At 39.5% G+C, this 15,249-nt stretch carries 12 protein-coding genes; 10 read left to right on the plus strand and 2 right to left on the minus strand.

Annotated elements, in window-relative coordinates; translation table 11 throughout:
- The 6 genes from QNJ66_RS23460 to QNJ66_RS23485 all read left to right on the plus strand — a co-directional run.
- Window positions 1–209, plus strand: a 209-nt coding sequence (locus QNJ66_RS23460; protein ID WP_300511070.1) for a hypothetical protein, incomplete at its 5' end; no start/stop codon positions are given.
- A 55-nt stretch (window positions 210–264) separates the two neighbouring features.
- A complete protein-coding gene (locus tag QNJ66_RS23465; RefSeq protein ID WP_300511071.1) occupies window positions 265–1,050 on the plus strand; it encodes a pentapeptide repeat-containing protein in 786 nt (261 codons plus the stop codon).
- Between the two features lie 154 nt (window positions 1,051–1,204).
- The gene (locus QNJ66_RS23470) at window positions 1,205–4,537 is read left to right on the plus strand and encodes a pentapeptide repeat-containing protein (RefSeq protein WP_300511072.1); all 3,333 of its coding nucleotides are present in this window, start codon (window positions 1,205–1,207) and stop codon (window positions 4,535–4,537) included.
- Between the two features lie 399 nt (window positions 4,538–4,936).
- The gene (locus QNJ66_RS23475; RefSeq protein WP_300511073.1) at window positions 4,937–5,812 is read left to right on the plus strand and encodes a 6-carboxytetrahydropterin synthase; all 876 of its coding nucleotides are present in this window, start codon (window positions 4,937–4,939) and stop codon (window positions 5,810–5,812) included.
- Between the two features lie 194 nt (window positions 5,813–6,006).
- Window positions 6,007–6,423: a CAAD domain-containing protein gene (locus tag QNJ66_RS23480; protein ID WP_300511074.1), complete on the plus strand. Its 417-nt coding sequence runs from the start codon at window positions 6,007–6,009 to the stop codon at window positions 6,421–6,423.
- A gap of 341 nt (window positions 6,424–6,764) precedes the next feature.
- Entirely contained in the window at window positions 6,765–7,709 is a 945-nt protein-coding gene (locus QNJ66_RS23485; protein WP_300511075.1) for an SGNH/GDSL hydrolase family protein, read from the plus strand.
- A 236-nt stretch (window positions 7,710–7,945) separates the two neighbouring features.
- On the opposite strand, the gene QNJ66_RS23490 is transcribed toward QNJ66_RS23485, so the two are convergent.
- Entirely contained in the window at window positions 7,946–8,500 is a 555-nt protein-coding gene (locus QNJ66_RS23490; protein ID WP_300511076.1) for a DUF2808 domain-containing protein, read from the minus strand.
- 80 nt (window positions 8,501–8,580) lie between these two features.
- Window positions 8,581–10,728 (minus strand): polyribonucleotide nucleotidyltransferase, encoded by a 2,148-nt coding sequence (locus QNJ66_RS23495; RefSeq protein ID WP_300511077.1) that lies wholly within the window; start codon window positions 10,726–10,728, stop codon window positions 8,581–8,583.
- Between the two features lie 185 nt (window positions 10,729–10,913).
- On the opposite strand from QNJ66_RS23495, the gene QNJ66_RS23500 reads away from it, so the two are divergent.
- From QNJ66_RS23500 to QNJ66_RS23515, 4 genes are all read left to right on the plus strand, one after another.
- Window positions 10,914–12,272, plus strand: coding sequence for an NAD(P)/FAD-dependent oxidoreductase (locus QNJ66_RS23500; RefSeq protein ID WP_300511078.1), 1,359 nt, complete (start codon window positions 10,914–10,916; stop codon window positions 12,270–12,272).
- Window positions 12,273–12,447: 175 nt separating this feature from the next.
- Window positions 12,448–12,744, plus strand: a complete 297-nt coding sequence (locus QNJ66_RS23505) for a DUF4062 domain-containing protein (RefSeq protein WP_300511079.1) — start codon at window positions 12,448–12,450, stop codon at window positions 12,742–12,744.
- 365 nt (window positions 12,745–13,109) lie between these two features.
- Window positions 13,110–14,525: a transposase gene (locus QNJ66_RS23510; RefSeq protein ID WP_300511080.1), complete on the plus strand. Its 1,416-nt coding sequence runs from the start codon at window positions 13,110–13,112 to the stop codon at window positions 14,523–14,525.
- A gap of 44 nt (window positions 14,526–14,569) precedes the next feature.
- Window positions 14,570–14,797, plus strand: coding sequence for a hypothetical protein (locus QNJ66_RS23515; protein WP_300511081.1), 228 nt, complete (start codon window positions 14,570–14,572; stop codon window positions 14,795–14,797).
- Window positions 14,798–15,249 lie beyond the last annotated feature (452 nt).

The following is a 15,249-nucleotide window of genomic DNA, read 5'->3' on the forward strand; positions in this document are numbered from 1 at the left end:
CCCAGTCTCCCAGTCTCCCAGTCTCCCAGTCTCCCAGTCTCCCAGTCTCCCAGTCTCCCAGTCTCCCAGTCTCCCAGTCTCCCAGTCTCCCAGTCTCCCAGTCTCCCAGTCTCCCAGTCTCCCAGTCTCCCAAACTCCCAGTCTCCCAGTCTCCCCACACTCAATTAAAAACTCCTATGAGGCCCTATATAGCGGCCGAAATGCAATAAATTTGTCAGAATGGAAAGCTGAAGCCTGTTGTTGATATAAGTACCCTTAAAACCCATGATAAAAATTACCTCTATTAGTTTAACCGCCTTGTTTACAACCGTTAGCTTTGTTTTACCTGTCAAAGCTGAAAATTTAGCCCATTTAAGCCAATTATTGTCCACCAAAAAATGCGAACTCTGTGACTTAACCGGTTCAGGGTTAGTCATGGCCGATCTGAGGGGAGCATCTTTAATTGGGGCAAATTTAGCCGGTGCAAACCTTTCTCAAGCGAATTTAGCCGGAGCCGATCTCAGGGGGGCAAATTTAACCGGTGCTTCCTTATACGGGGCGAATTTAACCGGTGCTAACTTGAGTAGTGCCATTTTGCAGGGAACGGACTTAAGAGAATCTTTCCTTACCAATGCTATTCTTGTTGGCACCAGTTTAGAGCAAGCTTATGTACAAGGAGCAAAGGGAATTTCTCAAAATGCAGGGACTCCAGAACTGTTTTATGGGTGGGGTTTAAACGAAACTCAAGAAGGGAATTATCAACAAGCGATCGCTCTTCATAATAAAGCCTTAATTTTAGATTCTGAGTTTGCTCCTGCTTATTTGGCCAGGGGTTATGCTTTATTGCGGTTAGGGAATGAAAACGGAGCTATTCTCAACGCTAAAATGGCTTCTCAACTTTATGAAAAACAGGAAAATGAGCAAGGAAAAGATTTTGCTGATCGTTTTGTTAGCAATATTGAAGCGGTACAAGAAGCGAGAAAAAAAGGAACTGGAAACCCTGGGTTAGACAATATTGTTAGGGGTGTTGCTTCTTTAGCTTTACAGTTTTTACTTAAAGGAGGAATTTAATATTGTAGGGGCTTAATAATATTAAGCCCTTACTGAATTACTATTATTATGTTTAAACCAATTTTCTGAAGTTTTATTACACATTTCTGTAGGTATCAACGGCCGTTGAACCCTACAATTACAATATATATATCTGTATTCTAAGTTGCTTAAAATGACGTTAAATGAATTAAAAACTGTCTCTGAGTTTCTGACGGAGGCGTTAAATTTTAAAGAGAATGATCTTGTTAAAAATATTGCACAAGCCATAGGAAAATCCACCCCTTGGGCTAAGGATATTGCTAATAATGCTCCTTGGGTTCAAGACTTTGCGGAAGCTGCTGGTACTGGCGTTCCTTTAGTTGCTTTTTTCCTCAAATATGCTCAGTTATTGATGTTAGAAAGAGATCCTAATAAACAGGGTTATAGTGCTTGTACTTTGGCTTATAATCGCGCGGTAGAAGAGGTTTTTCTTGCCCGAAGTATGGAACTTCAAAAGATTAAACCTTATAGTAATAATAAAATACTGACTAAGAAAAACCCTGATGAAATTGATATGACAGGGTTTAAATTAGACAATGCTTTATCTCATGATTTTATTATCCATGCTGATAAAGTTTTTTGTGAATTTGCTGAGGTAATTCAATTAGAAAATAATCTTATTAATCAGTTATCTAATAGTATTAAACAATCTTTTATAAGAAATCTACGGTTATTATTAGTTCATCCCAATACAGAAAAAAAGTTTGCTGCTTTTAGTGAGTTAATAGACTTAGATAATAGTCAGGCAGAACGTCAGAAAATTTTAGATTTACATTTATCTTATCAATCTTGGTTATTTAATGAGCAAAAAGTATTTCAACAAGAAACCTTTGCTTTGAATCATATTTATCTGGAAACGGAATGTGGAGTATTAAAATATTCGCAAATTAAGCCCCAAGAAGAAAATAAATTTAATAATTATGTAGATAGAGAAGATAATAAGAAAGGAAAAGATCCTTTTTCAGAAAAAGACAGCGATCGCAGAGACTTATTAACAACAGTTATAGACTATATTGGAGATCCAGAGTTTAATGAACCTATTGTTATTCAAGGAGTTGCAGGTTCAGGGAAATCCTCCTTTACCCTACGATTAGTAGATGAATTAAAAGAGCAAGGTTGTTTTCCTATTCGCATTTTATTAAAACATTTAAGTCTCAAAGAATCTTTAGAAGATGCTGTACCTTATGCCCTTCAATTTGGTGAAAAAGTATTTAAAGATTACAGTTGGAAACCTGCTTTTGATGATGATTGGTTTACTAAATTAGTTAGTCCTCAAAACAGGGAATATATATCTTTTGGTAAAAACAAAACTCAACTTTCTCCATACATTTTTATTTTTGATGGATGGGACGAAATTAGCACCGCAGCTAATCAAGGATTTAGGGATAGTATCGACCAAGTATTAGGAGAAATTAGAGATATTTTAATTAGAAAAAGGGATGGTTTACCCATGATGCGAGTCATTGTAACTGGTCGTCCTACCGTTGATGTAACTAACACAAAACTACTGAGAAAAGATACACCAATTCTTACTATTAGACCCTTACAACCACAACAATTAAAAGGCTATATTAATAAATTTCAACAAGCTAGACAAGCCCAACCTCTATTTTCAATTAATCTTGAAACACAATCACAATCAATAATAAATGTAGTTGAGCAAAACATAAAATCTGAGTTTTTCCAGACTATTTCAGATACTTATGAACAAGCTTTTCAGGGATTTTTAGAACAAAATAAGCGAAATAATATTTCAGAACTGAAAGGAAGTTTAGCAGTTTTAGGATTACCCTTATTAGCCTATTTAACTCTAAGATTGATGTTTAAAATTCAATCAGAAGAAGAACTGAAAAACTTAATTAATAATCCCACTAATTTATATCGCTCTTTAGTAGATGAAACTTGCGAAGGTTCAGGCAATCCTATCTTTATTCCAGAGCTAAAAAAAGAAGATCGTTATCGTCTCTCTGGGAACGATTTAAGAGGGTTATTATGGCGCACTGCTGAGGCAATTACAGCATTAGGAAAAGAATCTATTTCCCGTGAAGAATTAAAGTTACGGTGTGGAGAAGATGAGTTAGAAGAAATTGTGGAAGAAGCAACAGCAGATAGGGTTCTTAGTCGTTTAATTATTAGTTTCTTTTTTAAAGAAAGTGCCGGAGAAGGGTGCGAATTTCTCCATAAATCTTTTCGAGAATATCTCTTTGCTGAAGGAGTAATAGAAGAACTGAAAAGATACAGTTGTAATCTCGATGTTATCCAAACATATCAAGATAATCCCGAAAAGGGTTACGAAGAAAGAAAAATTTATTGGCAAGAATTTGAAGAAGATGACCCTCGTTATGACTTAACTCGTCGTCTCTCAGAACTGTTTGCCACCCATTGGCTTTCATCAGAAATTAAAGATCATATTTTCAATTTATTGACTTGGGAAATAAACCGTTCTGCTGAAAAATTATCCCCTTCAAACCTATCTACTCATCCCATTTCAATCCAACAATGGGAATATATTAGGGATGCACTAGCAGATGTTTGGGACTGGTGGGGAGAAGGGGTTTTTCTACGTCCTCAACCTAAAATTATTCAAGAAAAAAGAAAAACCAAAGAATATATTTTTGAGCCTCCCTACGTTGATGAATTAACAGAACTTTGCAGTCCTTTAGATAAAGATGTGTGGAAAACTGGCCTTCCTGAGCCAGAGCGAAGCACTACAGTGGATGGAAGATTAGGGGATGCTTTTTTTGATTTGACTGCCGTTGTTCACAGTACCCTTTATGAATATCAAAGACAAAAGCTTGATTCCTCACTAAATGTTAAGGATATTGAGGCAAAGGAACGACGACGCTATCAAAGGCTACGGTTAGCTAGAGATGAACAGGGTCAAGATGTTGCCTTGATTCAGTTTGCTCCTAGTGGGGAAGATTCTAGTTATTTTCGTAATTATTGTCATCGTATTAATGCTGCCGGTTGGAGAGTCTTTGGGTCTTTTCCCAGTCATGTCCGAGCCACTTTAATCTACCTCAATGGAGCCTACCTCAATGGAGCCGACCTCTATAAAGCCTACCTCAGTGCAGCCGAACTCTATAAAACCAACCTCAGTGCAGCCTGCCTCCGTAGAGCCTACCTCAATGGAGCCGACCTCAGTGAAGCCTACCTAAATTTAGCCGACCTCCGTAGAGCCTACCTCAATGGAGCCTACCTCAGTTTAGCTAATCTCAGTTTAGCCTACCTCAGTGGAGCCAATCTAAGTTTAGCTGACCTTACTGGAGCCGACCTCAGTGGAGCCGACCTCAGTGGAGCCGACCTCAGTGGAGCCGACCTCAGTGGAGCCGACCTCAGTGGAGCCAACTTCAGTGGAGCCAACCTCAGAGGTGTGAGGAATATAACCCCAGAACAAGTTAAACAGGCAAACAACTGGGAATTAGCCAAATTTGATAAGGAAATGAAGGCAAAGTTAAGATTGTAGGGTAGTTATTGCGAGGGGTTTGGGGAGTGTGGAGTTCGGAGTGTGGGAAGTGTGGGAGGGGTGAGATTATTTGAATTGAATAGCCGAGTTTCTGGGTTTAACAGTGTTAAACCCCTACGAAGGTTATTTGTAGGGACATAATATTATTATTTCCTCTATATGTTCTGATTTCTCACATATAATCACTGATTGCAATACCACCATTAATTATGTTTAGGACGTTATATAGATTCCTCGTTCCTCACCAATGACAGCAAATGACTGATAACTGCTAACTGCTAACTGCTAACTGCTAACTGATAACTGCTAACTGACAACCAAAAATGCTCCAAAAAAGTTTATGCTAGAAAAAAAGGAACTTTACGAAACGTTACATAAAGTAATTTGTAATCATTAACTATGCAGTGTGTTATTAACCGTCGCGCCCAGTTTAGTGCCAGTCATCGTTATTGGTTGCCAGAATGGGACGAAAGCAAAAATCAGCAAGAATTTGGGCCTTGTAGCCGTTTCCCTGGTCATGGTCATAACTATGTTCTCTTTGTCTCTTTGTGGGGCGAGATAGACCAATATGGCATGGTAGAGAACCTATCTACTGTTAAACAGGTCATCAAAAGAGAAGTGACCTCCCAACTAGACTACTCCTACCTCAATGACGTTTGGGACGAGTTTCAAACCACCCTACCCACCACCGAAAACCTAGCCAGAGTTATCTGGCAACGGTTAGCCCCCCATTTACCCATCGTTAAAATACAACTATTTGAACACCCCCAACTCTGGGCCGAATATCAAGGAAATGCCATGAAAGCCACATTAAACATTCAAACCCATTTTAGTGCAGCCCATCGTCTTGCCCGTCCAGACCTAAGTTTAGAGGAAAATACCAAAATTTATGGTAAATGCGCTCGCACCCACGGCCACGGTCATAATTATCACCTTGAGGTGTCCGTTAGCGGAGACATTGACCCCCGTACAGGAATGCTGGTTGATTTAGTAGCCTTGCAAAACATTGTGGACGAATATATTGTCGAACCCTTCGATCATAATTTCTTGAACATAGATATCCCTTACTTTGCCGAAGTTGTCCCCACTGCTGAAAATATTGCCCTTTATATTGCCCAACAGTTGCAACAACCTATCCGCGAATTAGGGGCCCAACTGGAAAAAGTTAAATTAATTGAAAGTCCCAATAATTCTTGTGAAATCTATTGTAATTCTGCTGCTGACTCCTTAAAGCTACCCTCTCAACAAGAACCTCAACTGATGGCAGTTCGTTAAGAAATGTAACATTATTGCCTTAACTGTCTTTTAAAGGCTGAAACTAACGCAAGGGTGTTTAGGAAGCTTTAAACTGAAAGAGGATACCTATATAAAAGGTATTTGATTATGTGAGCGACTATGAGATAGTCTGTAAATTGTCTCTTTGCGTTTCAAGTATCCAATTCTTAGCGTTTGAAAAGGATTAAGTCAATATGGAATCTAAAGTTCAAGAACAAACCACAACCGCAAATTTAAGTGCTGAAGTGCCTGGAACCCTTGCTAAAGCACCTAATTCCAATATGGGAGAGCAACCCTGGCAAGAATGGTTAGAACCCGTGGTGGATTTTCTGGCCAAAGTCCCCGAATATCTAAGCCAGATTTTTAGTGAGTATCAAAAACCCCTAACCACCGTGGGTTTGTTACTATTATCCTTTATTAGTATCAAAATCATTTTTGCTGTCTTAGGAGCAGTCGACGATATTCCCCTTTTAGCCCCCTTAATGGAAATGGTTGGGTTAGGTTATAGTGGTTGGTTTGTTTGGCGTTATCTCTTGAAAGCATCCAGCCGCAAAGAGTTATTAGGCGAGTTTGATGCTCTTAAAAATCAAATGTTTGGTGATAACGCCTAAATTTAACGGATTTTTACCTTTTTGTGAATACCTCCGAACTTTACTGCTCGGAGGATTTTTTTATTTTTAATTCACATTTTTCACCTTCGATAAAACTACCTAGTTTAGAGAGGCAAGAGGGAACAGGGAACGGGGAACAGGATTTATTTTGACTGTAACTGCTTGATAATTGATGAAAGTTCCGTTTTATTGTTCAGTTTTTCTGTACTTGTGCAAGATATCAGTTTAATTTAATCGTCATTTCAAGGAACTCAAAATCTCAAGAATTTACGCAATAATATGGAGAAAAGAGACGAAAAAAATCAGTAAAATTGAAATGAAGTTTTTTGATTTAATTAAAAATGAATCCTAGTCTTAAGAAATGGTTTGTAACTAGCAGTTTAATTATCAGTTCTCTTTGCAGTTCAACCGCCGTTAGTGCAGCCGGTTTTACTGAACTTGTAGTATTTAGTGATAGTTTATCGGATTTAGGTCGAGCTTTTACTGAAACAGGAGGTACTTTTCCTCTCTATGGTAGCTTCACTAATGGTCGATATTCCAACGGTCCGGTCTGGGTTGAATATTTAGCGGATAGTTTAGGAATTGGTACTAATCCTAACACTAATTATGCTATTGGTGGAGCCTTAACGGGTAATATCAACGCCATTAATTTTGCTCCAGGATTTACTTCCCCTCCGGCTCCGGTGTTTGATGGACTAACTCAACAAATTGCCAGCTATACGGACTATGACCCTCACGCACTTTATATTGTTTGGGCAGGAGCTAATGATTATCTTTTTGGGGGAGAAATGACCCCTATGAACCCAATTAGTAACCTTCAAACTAATTTACAAACTTTATTAACAAACGGAGCTAAGAATATATTAGTAGGTAATTTACCTAATTTGGGTGATACTCCGGGTGTTAGCGATTCCCTTCAATCTGCCGGTTTAAACCTATTAACACAAGGCCATAATAACGCACTTTCGACAACAATTGATTTTTTACAAACCAGTTTTCCTCACGCTAACATTAGACTTTTAGATGCAAATAAACAGTTTCAAACAATTACTAATGATCCTAGTCTTTTTGGGTTGACTAATGTAGCTGATAGCTGTCTTTCTGGAGTAGTACCTTGTTCTAATCCGGATGAATATCTTTTCTGGGATAGTCTTCATCCTACTACTAGAGGCCATCAACTAATTAGTAATTTGGCTTTAGAAGCCTTAGGAATTCCAGAACCCAGTGCAGTTTTTGGTTTAATTGCAATAGGAATAAGCGGAATTTTTCTTAAGCAAAAAGTTTAATTTTATCTCACATCTTGCACCTTATACCAAATCCGGTTTATATAGCGTTTCTCGGACTCATGAGGTACACCTGCCACCTGCCTCCTGCCTTAAAGCGATAACCTCTGCACCTCACAAGTATGGGAACTGCTATATACCCCCAGTTATGACTGACTACAAAGAACTCCCCCCTCTCCCCACACTCCCCCCTCTCCCCCATCTTTACCAAAACTGGGGATTATAACTCGGACTTGCCATTAGGGGAAGCGATCGCCTTTTTGATTAAAATTGAAGCGTCCTAACCCTAAATATAGACCTTGAGGATTTTCTCCGTCAGGATAAGCAGTAACAGCAAATTGATAATTGCCACTCATTTCGGGGTTACTTTTCGGTTTCATAGCAATAGTAAAGGTTTTTCCTGGGGGAATAGGAGGATCAAAAATTACTGCAATTGTATTATTATCAAGATTGCGTTTCACCCTAGCAATATTTAAAGCATTATCCCTATTAACCGCTCTGCCTTCAAAAGCAATAGTATTATCCAAATAAAAATAAATGGTTTCTAATCCTTGAGTTTGTTGAATAGTCAATTGTTGTAAAGATTCCCCAACATTCGTAGGCAAGTGAACTGTAAAGTAATAAGTTGCCCCTTGAACACGAATCCGACTTAAAGTCGTTACTGCATTAAGTAGCTGGGGAGAATGATTAAATATAGTCTGATTATTTCCTACATTTAGGGCTAAAAGAGGAGAATTTAGAACAATACTGCTACTGATAATCCCTAAAATTGTTTTCAATCTTGGATGAATCATTATTATTTATATTATCTAAGAAAACAAAAACCGAGGTTAACCTCGGTTTCCATTGTACTGATTATTTTTCGTCTTCTAAGTTAGAAGGTTCTACGAACAGCAGCAGCTTCATCCGGATGAATACCCAAACGAGTTAAGTTAAGACGACCTTTATTATCGATTTCACGCACCTTAACTATTACTTCATCGCCCACAGCAACCTCTTCTTCCACCTTCCCAACACGCCTTTCAGCCAACTGGGAAATATGAATCATACCCTCTTTCCCTGGTAAAACTTCCACAAAAGCCCCAATAGGAATAATACGGGTAACACGACCCAAATAAACCTCTCCCTCGTTCAGTTTACGAGTCATGTTAAAAATGAGGTCACGGGCCCGTTCTGCTTTCTTAGCTTGAATAGCAGCAATAGTAACCGTTCCATCATCAGCAATATCGATTTTTGAACCAGTTTGTTCGGTAATACTCTTGATGGTTTTACCCCCGGGTCCAATCACTAAACCAATTTGTTCTGGATCAATTTTCATCGTCAGTAAACGAGGGGCAAAAGGAGACAGTTCCCGACGAGGTTGAGCAATGGTAGCCAACATTTTATCAAGGATATGTAAACGGGCAGGTAAAGCCTGTTCAATAGCTTTAGCCACAATATCCATGGTCAAACCCGTAATTTTCATATCCATTTGTAAAGCAGTGATGCCGCTATCGGTTCCTGCCACTTTAAAGTCCATATCCCCTAAAAAGTCTTCAATTCCTTGAATATCGGTGAGGATACGCACTTCCTTGCCTTCTCGAATCAATCCCATAGCTGCACCACTTACTGGTTTGAGAATGGGAACTCCAGCATCCATTAAAGCCAAGGTGGAACCACATACCGACCCCATAGAAGTCGAACCATTAGAAGACACAACCTCTGACACTACCCGAACCACATAAGGGAACTCGTCTTGGGGAGGTAACACAGGAAGGATCGCCCGTTCTGCTAAGGCCCCATGACCGATTTCTCGACGGCCTGGGGAACGCAGGGGTTTAGTTTCTCCCACAGAAAAAGGAGGAAAATTGTAATGATGAAGATAGCGTTTTTCGTCTTCGGGATGGAGATCGTCCCCTAAGTCTTGGGCATCCCCGGGAGTGCCTAACGTTGCCAAAGAAAAGACCTGGGTGAGTCCTCTGGTAAACAACGCGCTACCGTGTACCCGAGGGGGCATCAGTCCCACACGACAGGATATAGGGCGAACTTCATCCAGTTTACGGCCATCCACACGGATCTCCTCTGAGATGATTTGCGATCGCATTAACTTTTTGGTTAACCCTTTGTAGAGGTTGCCTACCGCTTTAGGATCTTCGCTGGTCGCAACTTTGATGGGGTCTTCTTCCGGGAGTTCCGCGATCGCCTCTTCAATAGAGGTTTCTTTAATGTTATCGAGTGCCGTGTCTCGGTCTGCTTTACTGAGATCGTATTGAACCAGCACCTTTTTAATAGAGTCTGCGGCCTGCTTTTCGATAAATGTTTCTAAGACTTCATTCGGGGTTGGGGGTTCAGCTTTAGCCATTTCCATGCCCAACTCTTCCATGATGTCATATTGGGCCCCGATCAAATCTCTGACCGCTTCGTAGCCAAAATCAATGGCTTCGATGATGTCTTGTTCTGGGAGTTCGTTGGCCCCGGCTTCTACCATCACCACGCCATCGGGACTACCTGCTACCACAAGATCGAGATCCCCACTTTCCACTTCTCGATAGGTGGGGTTGATAATAAAGTCATCTCCGATTAAACCCACTCTAACCGCGGCCATTGGCCCGTAAAAGGGAATTCCGGCTTGAATTACAGCAATAGAAGACCCTGTCACCGCTAAAACGTCCGGGGGTACTTCTTCATCCATAGATAGGGTTGTGGCAATGATCTGAATGTCCTTACGCCACCAATTAGGAAATAGGGGACGTAAGGGGCGATCGATTAAACGACTGATGAGGATTGCTCGTTCTGGGGGACGGCCTTCCCGTCGTAAAAAGCCCCCGGGGATTCGCCCTGCCGCATAAAGTCTCTCTTCATAATCTACGGTTAAGGGTAAAAAGTCGATGCCTTCTCTTCCTTTCGTTGTTGTTGCTGTCACCAAAACCGCCGTATCTTGGGACTGGATTAAGACGGCCCCGCCAGCTTGGGGGGCTAATAATCCTAGTTTTAGCCGAATGTCCCGTCCATCGAAGGATATTGACTTGTCAAACTCTTGCATGTAGCGTTGGTTCCTTTTCTATTATCACGTTTCTCTTTCTGTGGCGATCCTAACATTTTTAAGGAACTTGACGCGATGGTTTGATCGATGTAACCCTAGTTACTTCACCTTGTTTACATTCCCTTTACACTAAGGGTGAGGCAAGTTAGTTGCCTGAAATCAGGCAACAGGAGTTTAAAACAGTTATGGATACTAAAACTTTGAAAAATCAAACAAACGTTGTTATTGTTGGTGGGGGTTTTGGGGGCTTATATACGGCTCAAGACCTAAAAAATGCCTCTGTGGATGTGACTCTCATCGATAAACGCAATTTTCATCTTTTTCAACCTTTACTTTATCAAGTTGCTACTGGGGGTCTGTCTCCGGCGGATATTGCTTCCCCTTTACGGTTGGTTTTAAGTAAACATAAAAATACTAAGGTTCTCTTGGATCATGTGATTGATCTCGATCCTGAGAAAAAAGAGGTGATTCTTGATGATCATGAACCGATCCCCTATGACACCTTAATTTTGGCTACAGGGGTCTCTCATCACTATTTTGGTAATGATCAATGGGAAACTCTAGCACCTGGGTTAAAAACCATTGAGGATGCGATCGAGATTCGTCGTCGTATTTTTATGGCTTTTGAAGCTGCTGAAAAAGAAACCGATCCGGTCAAGCGTCAAGCTTGGTTAACTTTCGTTATTGTTGGCGGTGGACCCACTGGAGTAGAATTGGCCGGGGCAATCGCAGAAATTGCTCACGGTGCTTTGGCTGGTGATTTTCGCAGCATCGATCCCAAAGAAGCAAAAATTCTGCTTATTGAAGGGTTAGATAGGGTGCTTCCTCCTTATCCCCCGGAATTGTCTGCTCAAGCGGCCGAAGATTTACGCCATTTAGGGGTAACGGTACAAACCCAGTCTCTGGTAACGGATATCAATGACCACGTGGTAACGGTGCGTCAAGGGGAACAAATTAAACAAATTAACTCCCGTACCATTTTATGGGCTGCTGGTGTCAAAGCGTCGAAAATGGGCAAGGTATTGGCGGAACGTACTGGGGTAGAATTAGACCGTGCCGGGCGAGTTATTGTGGAACCTGATCTGAGCATTCCTGGTTATTCTGATATCTTCGTAATTGGGGATCTGGCTAATTTTCCCCACCAAGGAGAACGGCCTTTACCTGGGGTGGCACCGGTAGCGATGCAACAGGGTGCTTATGTTGCTAAATTAATCAAAAAACGCATCCAAGGAGAGTCTTTACCCCAATTTGTCTATAAAGATTATGGCAATATGGCGGTTATTGGTCAGAATAAAGCAGTGGTTAATTTAGGCTTTGCTAAGTTCTCAGGGTTCTTAGCTTGGTTTGTTTGGGTTTGGGCTCACATTTACTATCTCATCGAATTTGATAACAAATTGGTGGTAATGGTGCAATGGGGTTGGAATTACTTTACCCGTGGTCGTGGTGCGCGATTAGTTACTGGTATTGGTGAAGGAAAACGCAAAGACCAACTGCAAGAAATGTCTCCAAAATCAACAGAAACAGCTACCCCTGTAACTCGTTAAAATAGTAGGGTGGGCAATGCCCACCTTTTTCTTAAAAAGTAGCTTAATTGTTTGATAAGCTGCGTTCAAAATGAACATGGTGAAAAGTGATAGTATAGCAATCAGGAATTATTTATGAGAATAAATTCTTTCGTTCTTGAGACACTGAGTGCGATCGTAAAACTTAGAGGCTGTTATGAGCAACCAAAATCTTAAAATCTTTCTAGCGTCTTCATCAGAATTGAAAGAGGATCGAGACCAGTTTGAAATTTTTATTAACCGTCAGAACAAGAAATACATTAAACAGGGTATTTTTCTAGAGCTAGTAATATGGGAAGATTTTCTAGATGCGATGTCAAGAACTCGTTTACAAGATGAATATAATAAAGCGATTAAAGAGTGTGACGTAGTTGTTAGCCTCTTTAAGACTAAAGTAGGTCAATATACTGAAGAAGAGCTTGGGAAGCTTTTAAGAAGAATAATAAGCCTCTGATTTATACCTATTTTCAAGAAGCACAAATTAATGTAAGTCAAGCTAATATAGAACACTTACAAAGTTTACAAGATTTTCAGAAGAAGCTTAGCGACTTAGGACATTTCTATACCAAATATAATAATATTGAAGACCTTAAATATAAGTTTATTGAGCAGCTAAATAAGTTTTTACCAGAGTTGGTCGAAACTGAAAATAACGTTAATAATACAACGAGACCAGACTCTATGGAGGAACAAAAATCGAGACAAGCTATAGTTGAAAATAACGTTATTTATATGGGGTTAGCGAAACCAATAAATAAACGCTTCGCCGTCCTTATTATGTGTTAATATGTTGCTAGGTAAACAGGCTTTTTAGTAATTATGGGTAAGTCTAAAACCAAACGTAAAACTAAAAAGAAAAAACAGGACTCCATGATTCGTACAGATGTCTGGAATCTCAAAGTGACATCTGTAGAGAAAAAGTTATTATTATTGACTGTTGCTGAATATAGAAGATTTTTAAAGCCGTTAGTTTTTATTGTCAATGCTGAATGGAAATTAATGGGACATCTGACAGATAAAGAGAAAGTAAATTATCTAGAAAAATCTATTCATTTAACTAGCAAAAATACAAATCCTAAATATTCATATTATCAAAAAGTTATTAATAAATATCCATCGTTTCGCAAGTTTCCTAGTTATTTAAGGAGAGCAGCCATAGCTGATGCCATTGGCATCGTTTCAAGTTTTCAGACTCGTTATAGAGAATGGCAATCAGGAGTTAGGAAACATAAGTTTGTTAGACCACCTCGATTAACAGCTATGTGTCAATCTTATCCTGCCCTATATAAGGGTCAACAGGTCAAATATAATGATGATTATCAAAATGTTTCTCTCAAAATTTGGAACGGTTCAGATTGGGTATGGTTAGAAGAAATCCCAGTTAAAACTCATGGACTTAATCGACATAAAGTGATAGGTAATCAAATTAAGTCGCCAGCTTTAGTGGTTAATTCTAAGACTTGTCAGCTTTCAATGCCAGTTAAAGTTAAACCGATAAAAAAGGAGGATTCAGACTATGTTTGTTCCGTAGATTTGGGAATAAATAATGCTGCAACTTGTTCGATTGTGGGACGAGACGGTACTGTAAAGGCTCGGAAATTTATCAATCCAGCTAGAGACATAGACCGTCGAAATAAACGAAAAATGATGATTAACAAGAAGTCAAAACAGACTCATCAAAAGACAAAAAAGAAGTTTATCAAAGGTTTTTGTCGAGGACTTTATCGGAAGTCAAGTAATATCAATTTAGAAATCTCTCGTAAAGTTTCCAGAGAAATTATTGAGTTTGCTAAACTGCATGATGTTAAAGTAATCGTCATCGAAAACTTAGCAGGATGGAAAGCTAAGGCCGGAAAAAAAGGCACTTTAATGAGACAAAAGTTTCATTTATGGTGTCATCAAAAAATTGTAGAGATTTTAAATAACCGATGGACAGAATTAGGGGGAGATGTGCAAACAGTTAACCCTAAATATACCAGTGCTTATGCTTTTGATGGCAGTGGAAAAGTTAAACGGAGTAAAAATAATTATTCTTTATGTACTTTTCTGAATGGTAAACAATATAATGCTGATTTATCCGCCTCATATAATATTGGGGCAAGGTATTGGTATTCTGTCTTAATTGGTGATAAGTATTTCTCTAAGGTATTTGTTAGCAAAAGTTCTACAAATACACTGCGGACACCAGTTTGCTTAGGGACACTTAGAAGTCTAAAAACTTCTGGGTGCAAATGAATCCCCAACTATAATCTGTGATTTAGTTGGGGTGTGTTCAATTAGTGTGGACTTTCAACGGTATAGAATATGCGCAATCCTACTATTTACATGGCTCTTACAAAATTGAGCGAATCCTTCCTGAACGCACAGCAACAGCAACACAAGCTACACCACTTTTCTTACAACCTTCACTCTCATCACCTAGTCCCCAACAACAAGTTCAACTTGGTCAATCAGATGTCGTAAGGAATATCCAAGTAAATAATCATCCAGCCTTAGTTATGTTATGAACTGGTGGAAAATAGGGATCTCTGGTATGAAGGCTGGATGATTATTATTCTGGAAGTCCCTAATTGCAGGAACACTTTCTGACTGGTATTTGGTACGTCCTTGTTCTGCTTACGCATGCGCTGGTTCATACTATTACCTACCTACTGAAAGAGTAAGTATAACTGAACTTCCCCTTTGACAAGACCCCATATAAGGGGGACAAATAAATCAAAGTAGCGATCGCGTTCAAAAAACTTGTACTAACGATGTGCTAAACTAAAAAAACTCTAGTGCTAGGGTAATGACATGGAATATGTGGGAACAGTCAAAGCTGCATCACTTATGAACTACCCCAACTTTTGAGAAGTTGGGGTTTCTAAAGACCCCAAACTTTTCTTATGTTGTTGAGATTTTTGTCGCTTCATCTCCCCAAGTTGCTTCATAGAGCCAGTATGTTTACGAGTCCGAGAAG

The organism is Crocosphaera sp. (assembly GCF_030064895.1).
Lineage (GTDB): Bacteria > Cyanobacteriota > Cyanobacteriia > Cyanobacteriales > Microcystaceae > Crocosphaera.

Excerpts from the sequence above, each read along its gene's own strand:
- QNJ66_RS23510 (WP_300511080.1), top strand. The coding sequence starts at position 13,110 with ATGGGTAAGTCTAAAACCAAACGTAAAACTAAAAAGAAAAAACAGGAC.
- QNJ66_RS23485 (WP_300511075.1), top strand. The coding sequence starts at position 6,765 with ATGAATCCTAGTCTTAAGAAATGGTTTGTAACTAGCAGTTTAATTATC.
- QNJ66_RS23475 (WP_300511073.1), top strand. The coding sequence starts at position 4,937 with ATGCAGTGTGTTATTAACCGTCGCGCCCAGTTTAGTGCCAGTCATCGT.
- QNJ66_RS23465 (WP_300511071.1), top strand. The coding sequence starts at position 265 with ATGATAAAAATTACCTCTATTAGTTTAACCGCCTTGTTTACAACCGTT.
- QNJ66_RS23500 (WP_300511078.1), top strand. The coding sequence starts at position 10,914 with ATGGATACTAAAACTTTGAAAAATCAAACAAACGTTGTTATTGTTGGT.
- QNJ66_RS23505 (WP_300511079.1), top strand. The coding sequence starts at position 12,448 with ATGAGCAACCAAAATCTTAAAATCTTTCTAGCGTCTTCATCAGAATTG.
- QNJ66_RS23480 (WP_300511074.1), top strand. The coding sequence starts at position 6,007 with ATGGAATCTAAAGTTCAAGAACAAACCACAACCGCAAATTTAAGTGCT.
- QNJ66_RS23490 (WP_300511076.1), bottom strand. The coding sequence starts at position 8,500 with ATGATTCATCCAAGATTGAAAACAATTTTAGGGATTATCAGTAGCAGT.
- QNJ66_RS23495 (WP_300511077.1), bottom strand. The coding sequence starts at position 10,728 with ATGCAAGAGTTTGACAAGTCAATATCCTTCGATGGACGGGACATTCGG.
- QNJ66_RS23470 (WP_300511072.1), top strand. The coding sequence starts at position 1,205 with ATGACGTTAAATGAATTAAAAACTGTCTCTGAGTTTCTGACGGAGGCG.